The sequence below is a fragment of the Streptomyces sp. V4I23 genome (assembly GCF_030817975.1).
Taxonomy (GTDB): domain Bacteria; phylum Actinomycetota; class Actinomycetes; order Streptomycetales; family Streptomycetaceae; genus Streptomyces.
Map to the genome: position 1 here is coordinate 7,785,906 of NZ_JAUSZW010000004.1, position 14,912 is coordinate 7,800,817.

Consider the following 14,912-nt stretch of genomic DNA (forward strand, 5'->3'; position numbering starts at 1 on the left):
CGGTTCCGGTGATGTCCACACCGGGGTCTGCCTCCTTCCCGGCCTGCCCGGCCACGGTCCATTCACGCCGCATGCCACCAGTCTCTGCCAGGCCGACATGGCTGACCTGGACAGGGCCGTCTCCCCGCTCACTCCGAACTTCACAACCCACTGTTTGGAGTGTCCGTGGACTCAAGCGGCAGCTGCCCGCTCGATCCCGCTGCCGACCTCGCCGAGGAGAGGCGACACCTCAATGCCATGCGCCCTCTGGTCGCCGTGGAACTCCCCGGCGGGGTGCCCGCGTGGACCGCAACGGATCTGCCCACCGCGCAGGCCGTTCTCGGCCACGACGCTCTCACCAAGGACCCCGCCCACTGGCCGGCGCTCACCGACGGCCGTGTGCCGGAGAACTGGGAGCTGATAGCCCTCGTGCGCGGGGCGGCGATGCTGCACCAGGGCGGGGCCGAGCACCGCCGTCTGCGGCAGCTGGTCACCAAGGCCTTCACCCGAGCCCCGACCCGATCGAAGCGCTGCGCCCTTGGTCGGGGCCCTCACCGAGGAATGCTGGAGAACCTCGCGGCCGCGGGCACCGGGGAACCGGTGGACGTGAAGGAAGTGTTCGCCCGCCCGCTGCCAGTGCGCGTCATCTGCAAGGTGCTCGGTGTGCCCGACGCCGCAAGTGATGCGCTCCGTGCGCACTTCGAGCGCCTGGTCATACCCCAGCAGGACGCCCCCGCCGACGACATCAGGGCGGCCTTCACCGCGATCTACGGCACCCTGTCCACCCTGGTCGAGGAGAAGCGCCGACACCCGGGTGAGGATCTCACCAGCGCCCTGATCGCGGCCCGCGATGTGCAGGACCGGCTCAGCGAGCAGGAACTGGTGGAGATGATCTTCCTGCTTCTCATCGCCGGTCACGAGACGACGATCCATCTGATCACCAGCACCGTGCACGCCCTGCTGACCCACCCCGAGATGCTCGCCGCCGCACTGCAGGCGCCCGACCCGGACGCCGCCTGGGCGGCCGTGGTGGAGGAAGGGCTGCGCTACTCACCACCCGTGCGTCACATCCTGCTGCGCTACGCCCTGGACGACGTCGAAATCGCCGGGGTCACCGTGGCCAAGGGCGAGGCCGTGATGGCGAGCGTGATGGCCGTAGGCCGGGACGGCTCCCGCCACACGAACCCGGACTCGTTCGACACCACCAGATCCACGAACCGCGAGCACATCGCGTTCGGCCACGGCGCGCACTACTGCCTGGGCGCCCGGCTGGCGAGGCTGGAGGCACAGATCGCGCTGCGCGCACTGTTCACCCGGTACCCGCATCTCACGCTGGCCGCAGAGCCGCAGCGCATGGCCTCCATCTCGGAGCAGGGGCTCCTCTCCCTGCCGGTCCACCTGCACGGCATCAAGGGCGCAGCGGCGGCCGCGGAGGGCCGCCAGACGGCTGCTGCGGCGTCCTCGTAGGTTCGGGCATCGACGAGCGCCGGGCCCGAACCAAGGGTTCGGGCCCGGCGCTCGTTACCCGCCCTGGCGCGCCGCCGGGCAGCAGCAGCGGGCGGTCACGCTCAAGGCGGTCAGCGGTTCAGCAGCGATCGCCACCACGAGCGGGGAGGTTCAGACGCGGCGGCGGTGACCGAGCCGGGCGCTTCCCGGGCGGCAACCGGCAGCGGCTGGGCGGCTTCCGGCAGCGGCTGGGCGGCCGCCGGTGCGGGAGGAACGGGCTGCGAGCCAATGGAGCGCGGCCAGGTGAACTGGACGGGAAGAGCGGAGGGACGGCGGGTAAGCCAGTCGGCGGTGATGCCGATCTCCGTCTCGGGGATGGCAAGCCGCACGTCCGGGAGCAGTGCCATGAGTTCGTCGATTCCGGTGTCCGCGATGGCGCGGCCGATGTCTCCGCACGGGCACTCGTGGGGCCCGGCGCTCAGTGCGAGGTGCGAACGGTTGCCGTGCATCGGCACGCTGAGATCGGGCCGCTGTTCCGGGTCCACATTGGCGGCGGCGATGCCGAGGAGGAGCAGGTCACCCTTCCGGATGTGCTGGCCGCCGAGCTTGGTGTCGTCGGTGGCCCACCGGCCTGGGACGACACTGATGCTGGGGTTGTCCCACATGACCTGTTCCAGTGCATCGGGCAGGGTCATGCGGCCCCCGGAGAGGCTGCCACGGAACCGGCGGTCTGTCAGGATCAGCCGGAGTGTTTGGGCGATCAGATTGACTGTGCCCTGATGCGCAGCCACCAGGGTCATGCGCAGATGCTCGACGATCTCGGTGTCCGTGAGTCGGGACTCGTGCAGGATGAGGCTTGAGGCGAGGTCGTTGCCCGGGGCTGTCATTTTGTGAGCGACCAGGTCCTGCAGCACCTGGGTCACGGCGGCGTTGCTGGCTGCCGCGGTCTCGCTGCCGCGCAGCAGGTCGAGTGTCGGCTCGACCAGGAGGGGGCCCTTGTCCGGGGTCATGCCGAGCAGGCGACTGACGACCAGCATGGGCAGCGGCTCGGCGTAGTCCCGCACGAGGTCGGCGGTGCCGTCCGCTTTGAAGCCGGCGACCAGCTCGCGTGTGTAGTGGGTGACGTACCGGCGCATGCCGCGGCGATTGAACTGGGCCAGACCGTCCACGACCGCGCCGCGCAAGCGGGCGTGCTCCGCGCCGTCGGCGAAAACGCACATCGGCTGCCAGGCCACCATGGGGAGGAAGGGCGAGTCTGCCGGCACGCGACCCTCGAGGAAGGCATTCCAGCGCCGCGAGTCACGGCTGAACACGAGCGGAGTGCGCATCACTTCCAGGTTCTCCCGGTAGCCGAGCACGATCCACGCCGGGATGTCCCCGTGCAACAGGACCGGAGCGACCGGACCGTGCTCCTGGCGCAGCTCCTCGTACGCGCGGGCCGGGTCGGTGATCTCCGCCAGACGCCGGAGGCCATTGGGGGCCATGCCGTGGGCGGGGCACCCGGGCGGCGGCACGAGCCTGTCGGCGGGTATCGGGGGTGGGGTAGTCACGGAGCCTCCGGTTATGGGAGCACCCTGTCACGAAGGCCGGCCGGGGCGCTCATGATCGTCACTGCTGACCGCGGGCTGCGGCCCCGGCTGCCGGTCTCCAGGCAGCAAGATCGCCAGCCACAGGGCAGCATATCGGCGGCGCGCCACGACCCGACACTCCGTCAAGCAACCTTGTGCGACGGGCGGGTTAAGTCATCACCAGCTCGGGCCGATCTCCCGGTGGCCCAAGCCGCCCTGTCGGAAGACGATCAAGGGCGAATAGTATGCGGCGAACTTGACCGCTCCGGCCGACCGACTGTTCGCGCGCACCTGACCAACCCCACCCATCACGCCGGGGCAGCTGAGCACCGGCGCGAGTCTGTCTCGCGAGAGGACGCACCGTGTCACTGGATTCCATCCCCCGTGTCAAGGGACGTGTGCCCGGCCTCGGCCACGTGCCCCGCCTGTTGCACGACCCGCTCGGAGTCCTGCGATCCCTCCATGCCGAAGGGCCCGTACTACGCATCGACATCGGCACCATGCCGGTGATCCTGGTCACCACCCCCGACACGGTCAACGAAGTCCTGGTGAAGAAGGGGCGCTCGTTCAGGAAGGGCCGACTCTTCGACCGCATCAGGCCGCTCGTCGGCAACGGCCTCGGCAACTCCGAGGGCGCGCAGCACATACGCAACCGGCGCCTGATCCAGCCGATGTTCTACAAGGAGCGCCTGGAGGGCTATGCCTCTGTCATGAGCGGGCGCGCGCAGGCTCTCGCCGACTCCTGGAGCGACGGCCAGGTCATCGACGCCAACCAGGTCATGGGCAATTACGCGATCGAGACCCTGGCCGCCACCCTCTTCAGCGCCGACATCGGCCGTCCCGCCGTCGAGTCCGTCCGCGAGGACCTACCGGTCATCCTGAAGGACATGCTGCGCCGGGCCCTCGCCCCCAAGGCCCTGGATGGGCTGCCGATCTGGCGGGCCTTCGATCGGTCCGCTGCCAGGATGCGCTCCGTGATCGATGATGTGATCACCACCACGCGTGCCTCCAACCCGGAAGGCCGCACCGACCTCCTGTCCCTGCTGCTCTCTGCGCGCGACGACACCGGCGCCGGCCTGACCGACGTGGAGGTCCGCGACGAACTGGCCACCATGCTGTTCGCCGGCACCGAGACCACGGCCTCCACCCTCGCCTGGGCGCTCTACCACATAGGCCGGCGCCCAGACGTGGAAGAGGAACTGCTCGCGGAGATCGACAAGGCGATCGGCGACCGTCCGGTCACCTTCGCCGACGTGCCGCGGCTGCCCGGCATCACCCGGGTCCTGGATGAGGCGATCCGCCTGCACGGCGTGGTCACCCTGATGCGGCGCACGATCGAACCGGTCACCATCGGCGGCTACGAGATTCCTGCCGACACTGAAGTACTCATCAGCCTCTACGCGCTGCACCGCCGCCCCGAGCTGTACCCGGACCCGGACCGCTTCGACCCGGACCGCTGGCTGCCCGAGCAAGTCGCCGCACGACCCCGCGACCACGTCGTCCCCTTCGGTGCCGGCAACCGCAAGTGCATCGGCGACAAGTTCAGCTGGCTCGAAGCCACCATCACCCTGGCCACCATCCTGCCCCGCTGGCGACTCCGCTCCGTCCCGGGCAGCAAGCCCCCCACTGAGGCGACTTCCTCCATGGCACACCCGACCCGCATGCCCATGGTCATCCACCAGCGCCAGAAACACTGACCCTCCGTCCCACCGGTTCCGCCTCGTGTGCCAGGCCGGGCCCCGGTCCGAGTTTGCTTGCAGCTTCGCGCGCCGTGGATCGTGCCGCACACGAGCACCCACACCCCCGTCGACCCTTGGCGTTGCTCGACAAGATGTGCTTTCCTGCGCGGCTAAACGGGAAGCACGGCCCCCCTATGCAGCGGGGAAGCACGACGACCAAGCGGGAAGTGATGTCGCAGGACCGCGAGATGCCACCCGAGCGAGGCGGGGATCGAGAGCCGGATCAGTTGGTGTGGGAGATGCTGGAAAGCGCGCGGGTCGCCGTGGGCCTGACGCGCAAGGATCTGGCCCAGGCCATGGACGTACACCCGAGGACCCTTCGTAACTGGATGAAGCATCCATCGAAGCTGACGGCTGAGCAGATCGAGCGGTTGGCCCGCCCGCTGCGCATCAGTGCGGAGAACATAGCCAACTTGCACCGGCTGACGACGCAACGACCAGCGCTTCCCACCGCCAGCGAGCTGCAAGAACTGCCGGACATGGAGATCTACCGCCGACTGGTCGACCACTGCCTCTACCCCTCGCTCGTCAGCGACTACACGGCAGAGAACATCCACATCAACTCAGCGTTCCGGGACCTCTTTGCGAGCGTTGCACCCCACGCTTTCGCGTCACCGCTGCGGAACGGACCGAAGTACATCCTGTTCCACCCACAGGCGAGCGACGTGCTCGGTACCGGCGACGACGCATCGTTTCGCGAGTACTGGCTCATGCCCGCTCTGGCGCACTTCCTGGCAGCGTGGCAGCAGCGGCCGGAAGACGGAAGGCTGCTGCACATCAAGCAGGAGATCATGCGGCGGCCCAAGGCGCGCCGAGCCTTTGAAGCGACCCCGGACTGGATCGTGCGGAGCGGCGACATCCATGTGAACAGCACCGCTCGCCCGTTCCGCGATCCGCGCTCGGGCGACCTGCGCACGGTCCACATCGTGACGGAAGGCCATCCCGGCTACCAGCCGCTCGCCGTGACGCACACGACGTGGGTCCTCGACGAGAGTGACCCCCGCCCGGTCCGCCGACAACGTCGGTGAGACTGAACGCTGTAGTTGGCCTCACCGGCCAGGTGCGTGCTCAGGCAGGTGCGAGGTCCCGTCCGCCGCCTGAGCCCTCGAAGCCGTCTGGCCTCAGATTCCGGCGGCATGCAGTTGGGCGAAGGTGCCGACCTTCGCCGACCATGCCCGCTGCCCCGGTACAGGACACCATCCGAGCAGCGAGTCGGGAGTGATGCTGTCGGGCCAGATCATGTAGCCGAGCATGACGAGCTCGCACCCCGCCGCATGGGCGGCATCGGCCGGGAAGGTCGGCCAGTCGGGCCAGTGTGCGAGGTCTTTCTCGGCGAGGGGCTCGCAGCTGCCATCGCGGACCACTTGCAGTAGATAGCCGCTGTCCGCGGCCTTGCATATGGCAGTGAGATCACGGCGGCAGTTCTCAGTCGTCATGGCATGACGCTACTGACTTCGGCTCGTTAGGGTGATCTTTATCGAAGTGCCTGATCAGCAGGGCGTGTTGTCTGTATCCCGTGGTGTATGAGGTATGCGGATGGGAGTGGGCTGACTCCTGCGGGACGTCAGCGCCGGGCGGACGACGCTCGGACCGGCTGTCCGTGGCCGGGCTGATCGCCATGCGGCCCGGCTCCCGCACCCGACTGTGCCACCGCCTGCGCACCCACCCCACCGGCAAAGGCAAGCGCCGCAGCATGGGCGAGCGCGACTTCATCACACTGAACGACAGCACCCACCAGCTCCTCAAAGCGCCGATCGTGCTGGTCTGGGACCGCCTGAACACCCACGTCTCCCACGCCATGCGTGAGCTGATCGCCGAGCGCACATGGCTGACGGTGTTCCTGCTCCCCGCCTACTCGCCCGACCTCAACCCCGTGGAGTGGGTATGGGCGCACGTCAAGCGCAGCCTGTCCAACCTCGCCGTCGTCGCCCTCGACCGGCTTGAGGCCCTCGTCCGGAACCGGCTCAAACGACTTCAGTACCGGCCCGACACCCTCGACGGCTTCATAGCCGGCACCGGCCTGACCCCCGACACCCCAACGTCACCCTGACGAGCCGAAGTCAGTAGCCGTCTATCCCGAAGAGGCGATCCAGGCGCTATGGCCTTCCTGGGCCCGTCGCCGGTCCCTCCGCCCGAGCGAGGAATACCGCGTCCCCACCGACGAGGAATGGCAGGAGTTCCTCGGCCACTTCGAGCGGCGCAAGGTCTCCATCGGCGCATGCGGCCGCGCGTTCGGAACCCCGTGCATCCACGAACACGCCTGCATCCGCTGCCCGATGCTCTGGCCCGACCCCGCCCAGCGTGACCGGCTCGTCGAGATCGGCGACAACCTCCTCGCCCGCATCGCCGAGACCGAACGCGAAGGATGGCTCGGCGAGGTGGAAGGGCTGCAGGTGAGCCTCGCCGGAGCCGAGGAGAAACTCGCCCAACTCGACCGGCGCCCCGCCAGCCGCAGCGTCGTCGACCTGGGCATCCCCACGATCACTGCTCCCGCCGTTCCACACCAGCACCGGCCAGATGAGCGAACGTGACCCCGACGTTCCACTTACATGCTGGCCGCGAATGGCCCGCTTTTATCCACGCGGTCAGCATTGTCCTGGGGCGCGAGCTACTCCAAGCAGTCCGAGGAGATCGTCCATCATGCGATTGAACAGCGGGACAAAGTCGTCGAATGGTGCGGCGAGATGGCGGTTCACGGCCATGCAGAGGAGCCCATAGATCTGCCGCCAGCAGGTGATCATCAGCATGGCGACACCGGCCGGGTGATCAAGTCCGATTAGGTCGCGGTAAACGATCAACTGCTTAAGCAGAGCGGGATCGATCTCGTCATCTGAAGGAAAGTCCAACTTTCCCTGCCGCCACAGCTCTGTGAACATCACGCCGAACGCGCCGCCCAACTCGCGGACGAGGAAGCGGTCTAGGGCGCCCTCCGATGCCGCCAACCGTGCGTACCCTGCGCCCATCAGAAGGTCGAACTCCGCGGGGTGGGCGATGGTCCAGTCCAGGACTGTGCGGGTGGCTGCGTATAGCTGGGCGCCCAGGTCTCCGGATGACTCGCGGCGCGCCGCCTCAACGACGAGGGAGACGAACTCGCGCGTCAGATCTTCGTATACCGCAAGGATGAGGCCCTTTCTGCCATCGAAGTACCTGTACAGCGCAGGCGGGGAGACGCCCACGCCGCGTGCGACTTCGGACAGGGTGAGGCCCTCGACGCCACGGACGGCGGTCAGTCGGCGCGCTTCCGCCCTGGCATCCCGCTCGAGTTCCGCCCGTAGGCGCTCGCGACGCGACTGTGCGCCCCCTTGTGCTCCTTCTGTACTCCCTTGCACCCTCTCGCCTCCTTAACCTGCTTGGGCGTCAAGTGTCCACCGGCGAAACGGAGTTGCCGCGATCGTGGCCCCTTGCTGGGCACTTGCGATGACGCCATGTTATGTGGTTAATGGTCTTCACTAAACTACAGCGCATCATTCTGGGGGTCTCAGCGCATGGCAACCGATCACTTCAGCCTCTTCCAAGAGGCGTCGAGGAGTCCGGAGCGCCCGTACCGGGTCATCCTCTTCGCCGATCTGTCCGGATCAACGGAGATGAAGACCAAGACGGGAGAGGTGAACTGGCTACCCACCATCGGCAAGTTCCTCGACATCACCACGGAGGCCATCACGTCCCACGGCGGCACCGTGGTCAAATATCTTGGCGACGGCACTCTCGCAGCCTTCGGCAGCGAGCACGCCGCCGATGCGATCAACGCAGCTATCCGCATCCAGGAGATGCTGCGCACCGAGAACAAGAACGCGCTCAAGGAGTGCCTCGCCACCATCGGCATCGCCACCGGCCATGTGGTCGAGTACGAGGCTCCTGGCGGGGGCCTGGACTACGTCGGCTCCGTGGTTGACCGCGCCGCACGCCTATGCAGCGCCGGCGCACCACAAGCCATCTGGGTCGACAGCGCGACCGTCGTCTCTGCGAACATGCTCAAGGTTTCGTCCACGCTGGGTCGAGAGTTGGACTTTGGCCCCGACGACTATCTGACGGAGACCGAGGAGAAAGTCCGGCTCAAAGGCTTCCCCGAGCCGGTCAGGTACCGCGAAGTCATCTGGCGCCAGGAGCCAGCCGGAGCCAAGAACGGGATGCTGACCGAGGCCATCGAGAAGCAGGAGGGCACGAGAGGCGCGGGTACGCAGCAGACCGTGACAACAGCACAGCCGCCCTTGTCCGCGTCGAACGCCTGGGCCCACCAGACTTCGGCACCGACAATGGACGGCACGGTCAAGCGCTGGGACGCCACCCTGGGCCGCGGCTTCATCGCAACGAATTCCGAGTACGGCGACCACTATGTCGACCGCCGGTTCATCGTCGGCGAGGGAGACCTGACAGAAGGACGCTCGGTCAGGTTCATCCCGCTGCCTCCGCTTCAGGAGGGGAAGCAGCCGCTGGCAGGCTGCACCGTGCAAGAGGGCAACCGCATTCAAGGACACTTCCAGCGAGTCTTCTCCGACAAGGGGTACTCCTTCGTCGACGTCATCGACTCACGTGGCAACCGGCAGGCGCTCTTCGTTCACCTAGGCCCCGAGGCGGGGAACCGACGGCCCGGAGACCCAGCTGTCTTGGAGGTGTGCAGGAACTATAAGGGGATCGCCGGTCAGCTCATCGCCAACGGCGACGCTGACCGCGCGGCCAGGAGCAGCGGCACCGACTTCGACCGGGACGGCGTCCTCCATGGCGAACCCGCCTGACCTCCAGGGCCTGCCCGGCGCGCTATCTGACGTTCGCGCCGAGCTGGTCCGCGCCGATCAGAAGGCGGCCACGCTCCTCGCACTGTTCTCGGCGATTACGGCGGCCATCGTGGCCACCTTCGCCGTGCGCAAATCGGGAATTTTCGCTCTATGGAACGGCGCCGAGTGGCTCGCCTGGTTGGGCATCGGCTGTATGGCCGCCAGCCTCGTCCACCTACTCTTCTGCGTCCGGCCCGGCGGCGTCTCCCGGCTCGGCGGAGGAGGATACTTCGCCTACTATGCGCAGTACCAGGGACGGGTGGCCGACCTTGTCGCCGATCTGTCGACCACGACGGATGCCGAACTGGAACGGTGCACCCAGCTCATCGAGTTGTCCCTACTGGCTACCCGGAAGTACAAGCTAATTGCCCGTGCAGTAGACCTCCTGGGCTGTGCGCTCTCACTGGTCGCCGTGGCGACCCTGCTCGATGCAGTGAGTTAAGCGGCGGGAACCCGGCCAGACGACCAACCTGCGCCATCGGCCGACGGCGCAGGTCGAGTCGCCCCGGCCGGAGGGCCCACCACCCGCATACCCAACGCCAAGGCCTACTCGCTTAGTTCAGAGAACACCGCGTTCGTGAGCAGAGCGTTGAAATTCATCGTCTTCTCCTGCTCGACGGGGTCGTTGTCGGCGATGACGCCGCGGTTACCGAAGCCGAGCCATTGGGAGAAGCCGTTGAACGCCTCGACCTTGTTGGTCGCCGCGGTCACCCGGCGCCGCAGCGGCGCGTCGGAGAGGTAGCGCAGCAGCTGCACGGTGCGGATCACGCGGCCGACCTCGCGGAAGGCGGTGTAGGTGGCGTTCTTCCGCGACCCGGAGCGCAGGCGCTTGAGCAGCATGGACGAGGAGATCGCCCCCTCCCTCACGGAGATGGCCACGCGCATCAGGTGGCGGAACTGGGACTCGATCAGGTCCCAGTCGATTGTGTTCTTGCCCGGCTCGCCGAACAGGGCGTCGATGTGCACGTACTCGGTGGTCCTGCTGGGCCGGTAGAAGGTCAGGCCCTTCCAGTTCCTGATCTTGGGCATCAGGTCGAAGCCCAGCAGGTGCGCGAGCGCGAACACCGGCTGGGACTGGCCTTGGGTATCGGCGTGCACGGTGGTCGGCTTCACCTCGGAGGTGTTCTTGAGCAGGCCCTCGATGATGTAGACGGCCTCCCACACCCCGCACGGGATGAAGTGCGTGAACAGTGCGATATAGGTGTCCGAGATGTAGTGGTAGGCGATGCCGCCCGGCTTGCCGTACCGGACGGACGTCTCGGCGAGCAGGTTGTCGAGGTAGGTGTCGATGTGTGTGCCGTCGCCCCACGCCTGCGAGATGTCGAGACGGGCATGCGCGTTCACCAGGTCGGCGATGGCCTCGTTCAGCAGCACGAGCGAGAAGTGCCGGTTCGCCGTGTACGACAGCTCGTGGCCGGAGACGCCGGGGATGTGGCGGGCTGCCTCGTACGGGCCCATGTTGGTGCCCTTCACGAAGGTGGTGATGACGTAGCGGCCGAACGGGTGCTCCAGCTTCGGCTCGTTGCCGGAGGCCGGGCCGAAGCGGCGCCACCACTCCACCCAGTCGGCGAGCGCCGCCGCAACGGCGGCGCTCGCAATCTCGCCTGTCACGACCACCGCATCCCGAGGGCCGCCAGCTCCTCCACCGCTCGGGCGCCAGTTTTGCGGCCTTCACACGCTGCTGGCTGACCCAGGCACCCAGCCGTAACGGTCTCGCCGTTGACGTGCTCGGTGTGGCTTCGGGGGACTTCCAGGTGCCCCTCGCGCTGGTGATACTGCCGGGCGGCGGCCAGGTTCTGGGCCCACATCTCGGCCCGGGTGCGCTTGGCCGGCGCGGCGGTGATGTCCAGCATGCTGGTGAGCATCCACTGCTGGGTCGCCGTCAGTCTGATAAAGCCGGCGCGCTGGGCGGCGGCCCACTTGCCCAGGTCCTCGCCGTCCGCGATGGCCACACCGGCCTTGTCGGGGAGAGCGCCGCCGACCTTGATGTGCAGCCAGGCGAGCCGGAAGGCACGCTGCCAGTCGATGCTCCACGTCGGACACCAGCCGGGGTCGATGTCTTCCAGCGCCTGGCGCCGCTCGTCGGTCAGGGGAGCCGTGCCGCCCTCCGGCTCGGGCAGGCCCTCGGCGCGGCAGCGTTCGAGCTCGGCTGCCCGGCGCGCGGCCGCCCTCTGGTTCTTCAGCCAGCGCCCTACCGGGTACTCGCCGACGACGGCGTCCACGGGTGCGGCCAGGCCCACTTCGTGCTCGTCGGCCCAGGCGGCGGCTGCGGCCAGGCCCTCTTCGAAGCTGGCGTCGAAGTGCGACCACACCATGCCGAGGGCCTGCAGCTGGGCCGCGCGGTCGGGGTCCAGGCGGCCGGCGTTGTAGTGCCGACGGCAGTCGGTGACCCACACACCCAGAGGGAAGTCGGCCGGGGACCAGTCGGCAGGGGTGCGGTAGCCGTAGGGCACGCGCATGTCCTGGTGCTCTGTGGCGTAGCGCTGGGCGGCCTGGATGCCGCGTCGCCAGTGCACCCGCTCGGGGTTGAGCACGCGCAGCTCAATGAACGCGGCCAGCTGGCGCGCGTCGCGCGGCGCGGAGAACCGCAGCAGGTCCTTGGCGGGGCGGCTGACAGTCGGTGTCTCGTCGCCGTCGGCGCCCTGGTCCAGGTCCTCGTCGAAGTCGGCGGTCTCGTCGCGGGGCCCGGGAACGCGGGTGCGGGAGTTGCCCGGGTCGGCGAGCTTCTCGATGCGAGCATCGTGTGCACGCAGCGCGGCGAGCAGCTTGGCCAGGCCGTTGTACGCGGGGGAGGTGAGCATGGCGTCCGGTGCCTCGCCGGGGGCGAGGAATGCGGGCACGACGAGCGTGGCGATCTTCCCTTCGCCGGGGTGCATGCGCAGCGCGCGGCCGACGGCCTGGACCAGGTCGGGCATCGAACCGCGGACGTCGCAGAAGATGACGGCGTCGCATTCGCGGGTGTCGATGCCCTCGCCGAGAACCTTCACGCTGGCGACCAGCCGCAGCCTGATCTCGGTGCTGTCGTCGGTCGTATCGGCGGCGAACTTCCCGAGTACGCCGCGCCGGTGGCGGGCTTGTGCTCGCCGTGCAGCCACTCGGCCCACACCTCGGTCTCGGCGGGGTACAGGTCGGGGTCCTTCGCGTGCAGCTCGCCCGCCTTCCCGGGCAGCCCCAGGGCGAAGGCCTCGGCTTCGGCAACCCGCTGGTGGAAGGAGAGCACGCGGCGCAGCTCTTCCTTCGCCGACACCTTCAGCGCAGCGGCCTGCAGCGCGCCCAGCCGCTTGCCGCGGACCTCTTCCGAGCCGTCGCCGGCGGTGCGCAGCGCGCTGTTCAGGGCCGGGTCCTGCACGTCGACGACCAGCACCTGGCACGGGGCGACGATGCCCCGCTCGATCGCCTCTTCCAGCGAGAGGTGAAACGCGACCCTGCCGAACAAGCCTTCGGGGTCGTTCAGCATCGAAGCGACCAGCTCGCCCGGGCCGCGACGGCCGCCGGGCTCGTCGTCGTCGACCTCTCCGGCCTGCCACACGCGCGGTGTGGCGGTCATGTAGAGGCGCCGTTCGGCGGGGATGCGGGTGTTGTCGTGAACGACGGCCCAGGGCTTCCCGATCCGGCCGGAAACCCGGTGCGCCTCGTCCACGATGATCAGGTTCCAGAGAGGCAGGCCCGCCGTGTGGGCCTTCTCCAGGAACCCAAGGCCGAGGGAGGCGTAGGTCGCGAACACCGTAGTGCGGCCCGGCCTGCTGGTGAGCTTGACCAGTTCGTCCGGGTCGGTGGTGTTGAGGAATCCGACCTCGTCCGACTTGAGGGAGGAGACGCCGAAGAACGGCCCGGGCCGGCCGCCCTCGCGCCAGGCCCGGGCGGTCTGTTCCAGAAGGCCGAGTGAGGGGACCAGAACCAGGACGCGGTCGGCGGTGAGCTCTTCGGCGGTGTGCACGGCCACCAGCGTCTTGCCGCTGCCGGTGGCCATGATGACCTGGGTCCGCAGGCCTGCCGATGGCAGCGGTGTGCCCGCCGGCAGCTCGAGCTCGCGCACCGTGGCGACGACCGCCTCGGCCTGGTGCTCCCGCAGGGGCTTCAGCATCTTTGTGTCTCTCACTCTCTGCGCGTTGGATGAGGCTTCCAGGTGGGAGTGGTCGCCGTCCAGCTCCCCCAAGGCATTGCGGACTGCATGCCGTTGACGGGGCGGCGGCCGGGTGTCGTCAGAGCAGGCGTCCGTCCTCGTACAGCTCTCCGTCCGAACCGCGGCCCGGAGACATCTGCGCGATGTCGGCGTCGTTCGCGTCCTGCCAGGCCAGGTACTCCTGGCGGACGTATCCGCGGGGGAAGTCGGCCCACTGGGCGTCATCGGGTGCGACCGGCCGGACCGCGGTGCCGTGCTCGGCGTCGTAGCCGATGAGCTTGTGAATGGGCCGCAGGGCGGCGGTCTGGACCTTCCCGTCGGCGGGGTCGGCGCCCAGGGTCTGCCGGTCGCCGAGCGCGGCGTGCCGCAACAGTCACTCGCGATTGCCGATCGCCTGGGCCCGCCGCAGCCGCATCAGCTCGTCGGCCTCCAGGTGCAGCGCGGGCGCTGCGGCGTAGGCGATTTCGGGGGAGGGTGGGGTGCTCGTCATGGAGGGTGTGCTCCCGGCAGTTGGGCGGGCAGCCCGGGCGGGCCGCCCGCTGGGGTGAGTCAGACGGCGAGGTCGGCCAGGACCCAGCACTTGGTCGCGACCCCCGGAGAAGCTGATCTCGCGGCCGTCGGCGGTGTGGCCGTAGCGGAGGCCGTGGCGCATCTCGAGTCGGACGACGGTGCGGGCTGGCCGGTGGGCGTGCGCCGGTCGCCAGCGGGCCAGATGCGGCCGTCGGACTGCTTGACGTACACGGCGAAGGGAGCGGTGACGCCCTTGCGGGTCCGCCAGGTCGGGGGGCCTCGGACGGCTCTTCCAATTTGGCGGATTGAGCCGGAGCGTCGTACAGCGCGCCGATCGCGTCGTGCCTTCGGCCAGGGTGTCGAAGAACCCGAGGACGCCGAGGACGTCGGTGCCGCTGGCGGCGGGTAGGAATACGTGCCTGTTCGGGTCCAGGTCATTGGCCTCGGTCCAAGTGCTCCTGCGAGCCATTACCTGGTAGTCAGCATCGAGTGAGTAGCGGGGATCCTGTCGATGAGTCAGCCGCCCGCGAGGTCGCGCTCACGCGGGACGACCCGACCCGGGTTGTCCTGACCGGCCAGGGCCAGGCCGCGCCCGAACCGTTCCCGCACCTCAGCTGCAACCGTCGACATGCGACTGTCCGCCATCGCGACATGCGGAGCACATGGCGCCGCCGGAGTGCGCATCCGTTCTCGGGCAGGCATCCGCTGGGGCGGGCCCCGTTCTCATCGCCGAATGAGTAATGCGTCCCTCGAACGCCACCAAGTCTGGCGGGAG

The 14,912-nt window shown here is 68.5% G+C and carries 14 protein-coding genes; 7 read left to right on the top strand and 7 right to left on the bottom strand.

All coding sequences use genetic code 11. The features are described 5' to 3' along the window. The first annotated feature begins 165 nt into the window (after nt 1-165). Nucleotides 166-1,446: a cytochrome P450 gene (locus QFZ82_RS37900; RefSeq protein ID WP_307717422.1), complete on the top strand. Its 1,281-nt coding sequence runs from the start codon at nt 166-168 to the stop codon at nt 1,444-1,446. A 110-nt stretch (nt 1,447-1,556) separates the two neighbouring features. On the opposite strand, the gene QFZ82_RS37905 is transcribed toward QFZ82_RS37900, so the two are convergent. Then, entirely contained in the window at nt 1,557-2,975 is a 1,419-nt protein-coding gene (locus QFZ82_RS37905) for a cytochrome P450 (protein WP_373429383.1), read from the bottom strand. A gap of 380 nt (nt 2,976-3,355) precedes the next feature. Between QFZ82_RS37905 and QFZ82_RS37910 the strand changes: the two genes are divergently transcribed. Continuing rightward, nucleotides 3,356-4,690: a cytochrome P450 gene (locus QFZ82_RS37910; protein ID WP_307717424.1), complete on the top strand. Its 1,335-nt coding sequence runs from the start codon at nt 3,356-3,358 to the stop codon at nt 4,688-4,690. Between the two features lie 212 nt (nt 4,691-4,902). After that, on the top strand, nt 4,903-5,760 hold the full coding sequence (locus tag QFZ82_RS37915) for a helix-turn-helix transcriptional regulator (RefSeq protein ID WP_307717970.1): 858 nt from the start codon (nt 4,903-4,905) through the stop codon (nt 5,758-5,760). Between the two features lie 93 nt (nt 5,761-5,853). Here QFZ82_RS37915 and QFZ82_RS37920 read toward each other — a convergent pair whose 3' ends face one another. Beyond that, complete coding sequence (locus QFZ82_RS37920) at nt 5,854-6,168, bottom strand: hypothetical protein (RefSeq protein WP_307717425.1); 315 nt, start codon at nt 6,166-6,168, stop codon at nt 5,854-5,856. 182 nt (nt 6,169-6,350) lie between these two features. Here QFZ82_RS37920 and QFZ82_RS37925 point away from each other — a divergent pair, with 182 nt between their 5' ends. Beyond that, nucleotides 6,351-6,782: a transposase gene (locus QFZ82_RS37925; protein WP_307717971.1), complete on the top strand. Its 432-nt coding sequence runs from the start codon at nt 6,351-6,353 to the stop codon at nt 6,780-6,782. A gap of 226 nt (nt 6,783-7,008) precedes the next feature. Further along, the gene (locus QFZ82_RS37930) at nt 7,009-7,263 is read left to right on the top strand and encodes a hypothetical protein (protein WP_307717426.1); all 255 of its coding nucleotides are present in this window, start codon (nt 7,009-7,011) and stop codon (nt 7,261-7,263) included. A gap of 54 nt (nt 7,264-7,317) precedes the next feature. Here the strand turns inward: QFZ82_RS37930 and QFZ82_RS37935 are convergent, their stop codons facing one another. After that, nucleotides 7,318-8,061: a TetR/AcrR family transcriptional regulator gene (locus tag QFZ82_RS37935; RefSeq protein WP_307717427.1), complete on the bottom strand. Its 744-nt coding sequence runs from the start codon at nt 8,059-8,061 to the stop codon at nt 7,318-7,320. A 156-nt stretch (nt 8,062-8,217) separates the two neighbouring features. Here QFZ82_RS37935 and QFZ82_RS37940 point away from each other — a divergent pair, with 156 nt between their 5' ends. Both QFZ82_RS37940 and QFZ82_RS37945 read left to right on the top strand, forming a co-directional pair. After that, nucleotides 8,218-9,465: an adenylate/guanylate cyclase domain-containing protein gene (locus tag QFZ82_RS37940; protein WP_307717428.1), complete on the top strand. Its 1,248-nt coding sequence runs from the start codon at nt 8,218-8,220 to the stop codon at nt 9,463-9,465. Continuing rightward, entirely contained in the window at nt 9,449-9,946 is a 498-nt protein-coding gene (locus QFZ82_RS37945; RefSeq protein ID WP_307717429.1) for a Pycsar system effector family protein, read from the top strand. Before QFZ82_RS37940 ends, QFZ82_RS37945 begins: the two co-directional genes overlap by 17 nt. 104 nt (nt 9,947-10,050) lie before the next feature. Here QFZ82_RS37945 and QFZ82_RS37950 read toward each other — a convergent pair whose 3' ends face one another. From QFZ82_RS37950 to QFZ82_RS37960, 4 genes are all read right to left on the bottom strand, one after another. Continuing rightward, entirely contained in the window at nt 10,051-11,115 is a 1,065-nt protein-coding gene (locus tag QFZ82_RS37950) for a transposase (RefSeq protein ID WP_307717430.1), read from the bottom strand. Further along, the gene (locus QFZ82_RS39910) at nt 11,112-12,599 is read right to left on the bottom strand and encodes a Helicase associated domain protein (RefSeq protein WP_373429384.1); all 1,488 of its coding nucleotides are present in this window, start codon (nt 12,597-12,599) and stop codon (nt 11,112-11,114) included. Before QFZ82_RS39910 ends, QFZ82_RS37950 begins: the two co-directional genes overlap by 4 nt. Beyond that, nucleotides 12,488-13,588 (bottom strand): DEAD/DEAH box helicase family protein, encoded by a 1,101-nt coding sequence (locus QFZ82_RS39915; RefSeq protein WP_373429385.1) that lies wholly within the window; start codon nt 13,586-13,588, stop codon nt 12,488-12,490. The genes QFZ82_RS39910 and QFZ82_RS39915 overlap by 112 nt, the downstream gene beginning before the upstream one ends. A 118-nt stretch (nt 13,589-13,706) precedes the next feature. Beyond that, nucleotides 13,707-13,997 (bottom strand): hypothetical protein, encoded by a 291-nt coding sequence (locus QFZ82_RS37960; RefSeq protein ID WP_307717431.1) that lies wholly within the window; start codon nt 13,995-13,997, stop codon nt 13,707-13,709. Nucleotides 13,998-14,912 lie beyond the last annotated feature (915 nt).

Excerpts from the sequence above, each read along its gene's own strand:
- QFZ82_RS37925 (WP_307717971.1), top strand. The coding sequence starts at position 6,351 with ATGCGGCCCGGCTCCCGCACCCGACTGTGCCACCGCCTGCGCACCCAC.
- QFZ82_RS37930 (WP_307717426.1), top strand. The coding sequence starts at position 7,009 with ATGCTCTGGCCCGACCCCGCCCAGCGTGACCGGCTCGTCGAGATCGGC.
- QFZ82_RS37945 (WP_307717429.1), top strand. The coding sequence starts at position 9,449 with ATGGCGAACCCGCCTGACCTCCAGGGCCTGCCCGGCGCGCTATCTGAC.
- QFZ82_RS37920 (WP_307717425.1), bottom strand. The coding sequence starts at position 6,168 with ATGACGACTGAGAACTGCCGCCGTGATCTCACTGCCATATGCAAGGCC.
- QFZ82_RS39915 (WP_373429385.1), bottom strand. The coding sequence starts at position 13,588 with ATGCTGAAGCCCCTGCGGGAGCACCAGGCCGAGGCGGTCGTCGCCACG.
- QFZ82_RS37915 (WP_307717970.1), top strand. The coding sequence starts at position 4,903 with ATGTCGCAGGACCGCGAGATGCCACCCGAGCGAGGCGGGGATCGAGAG.
- QFZ82_RS37940 (WP_307717428.1), top strand. The coding sequence starts at position 8,218 with ATGGCAACCGATCACTTCAGCCTCTTCCAAGAGGCGTCGAGGAGTCCG.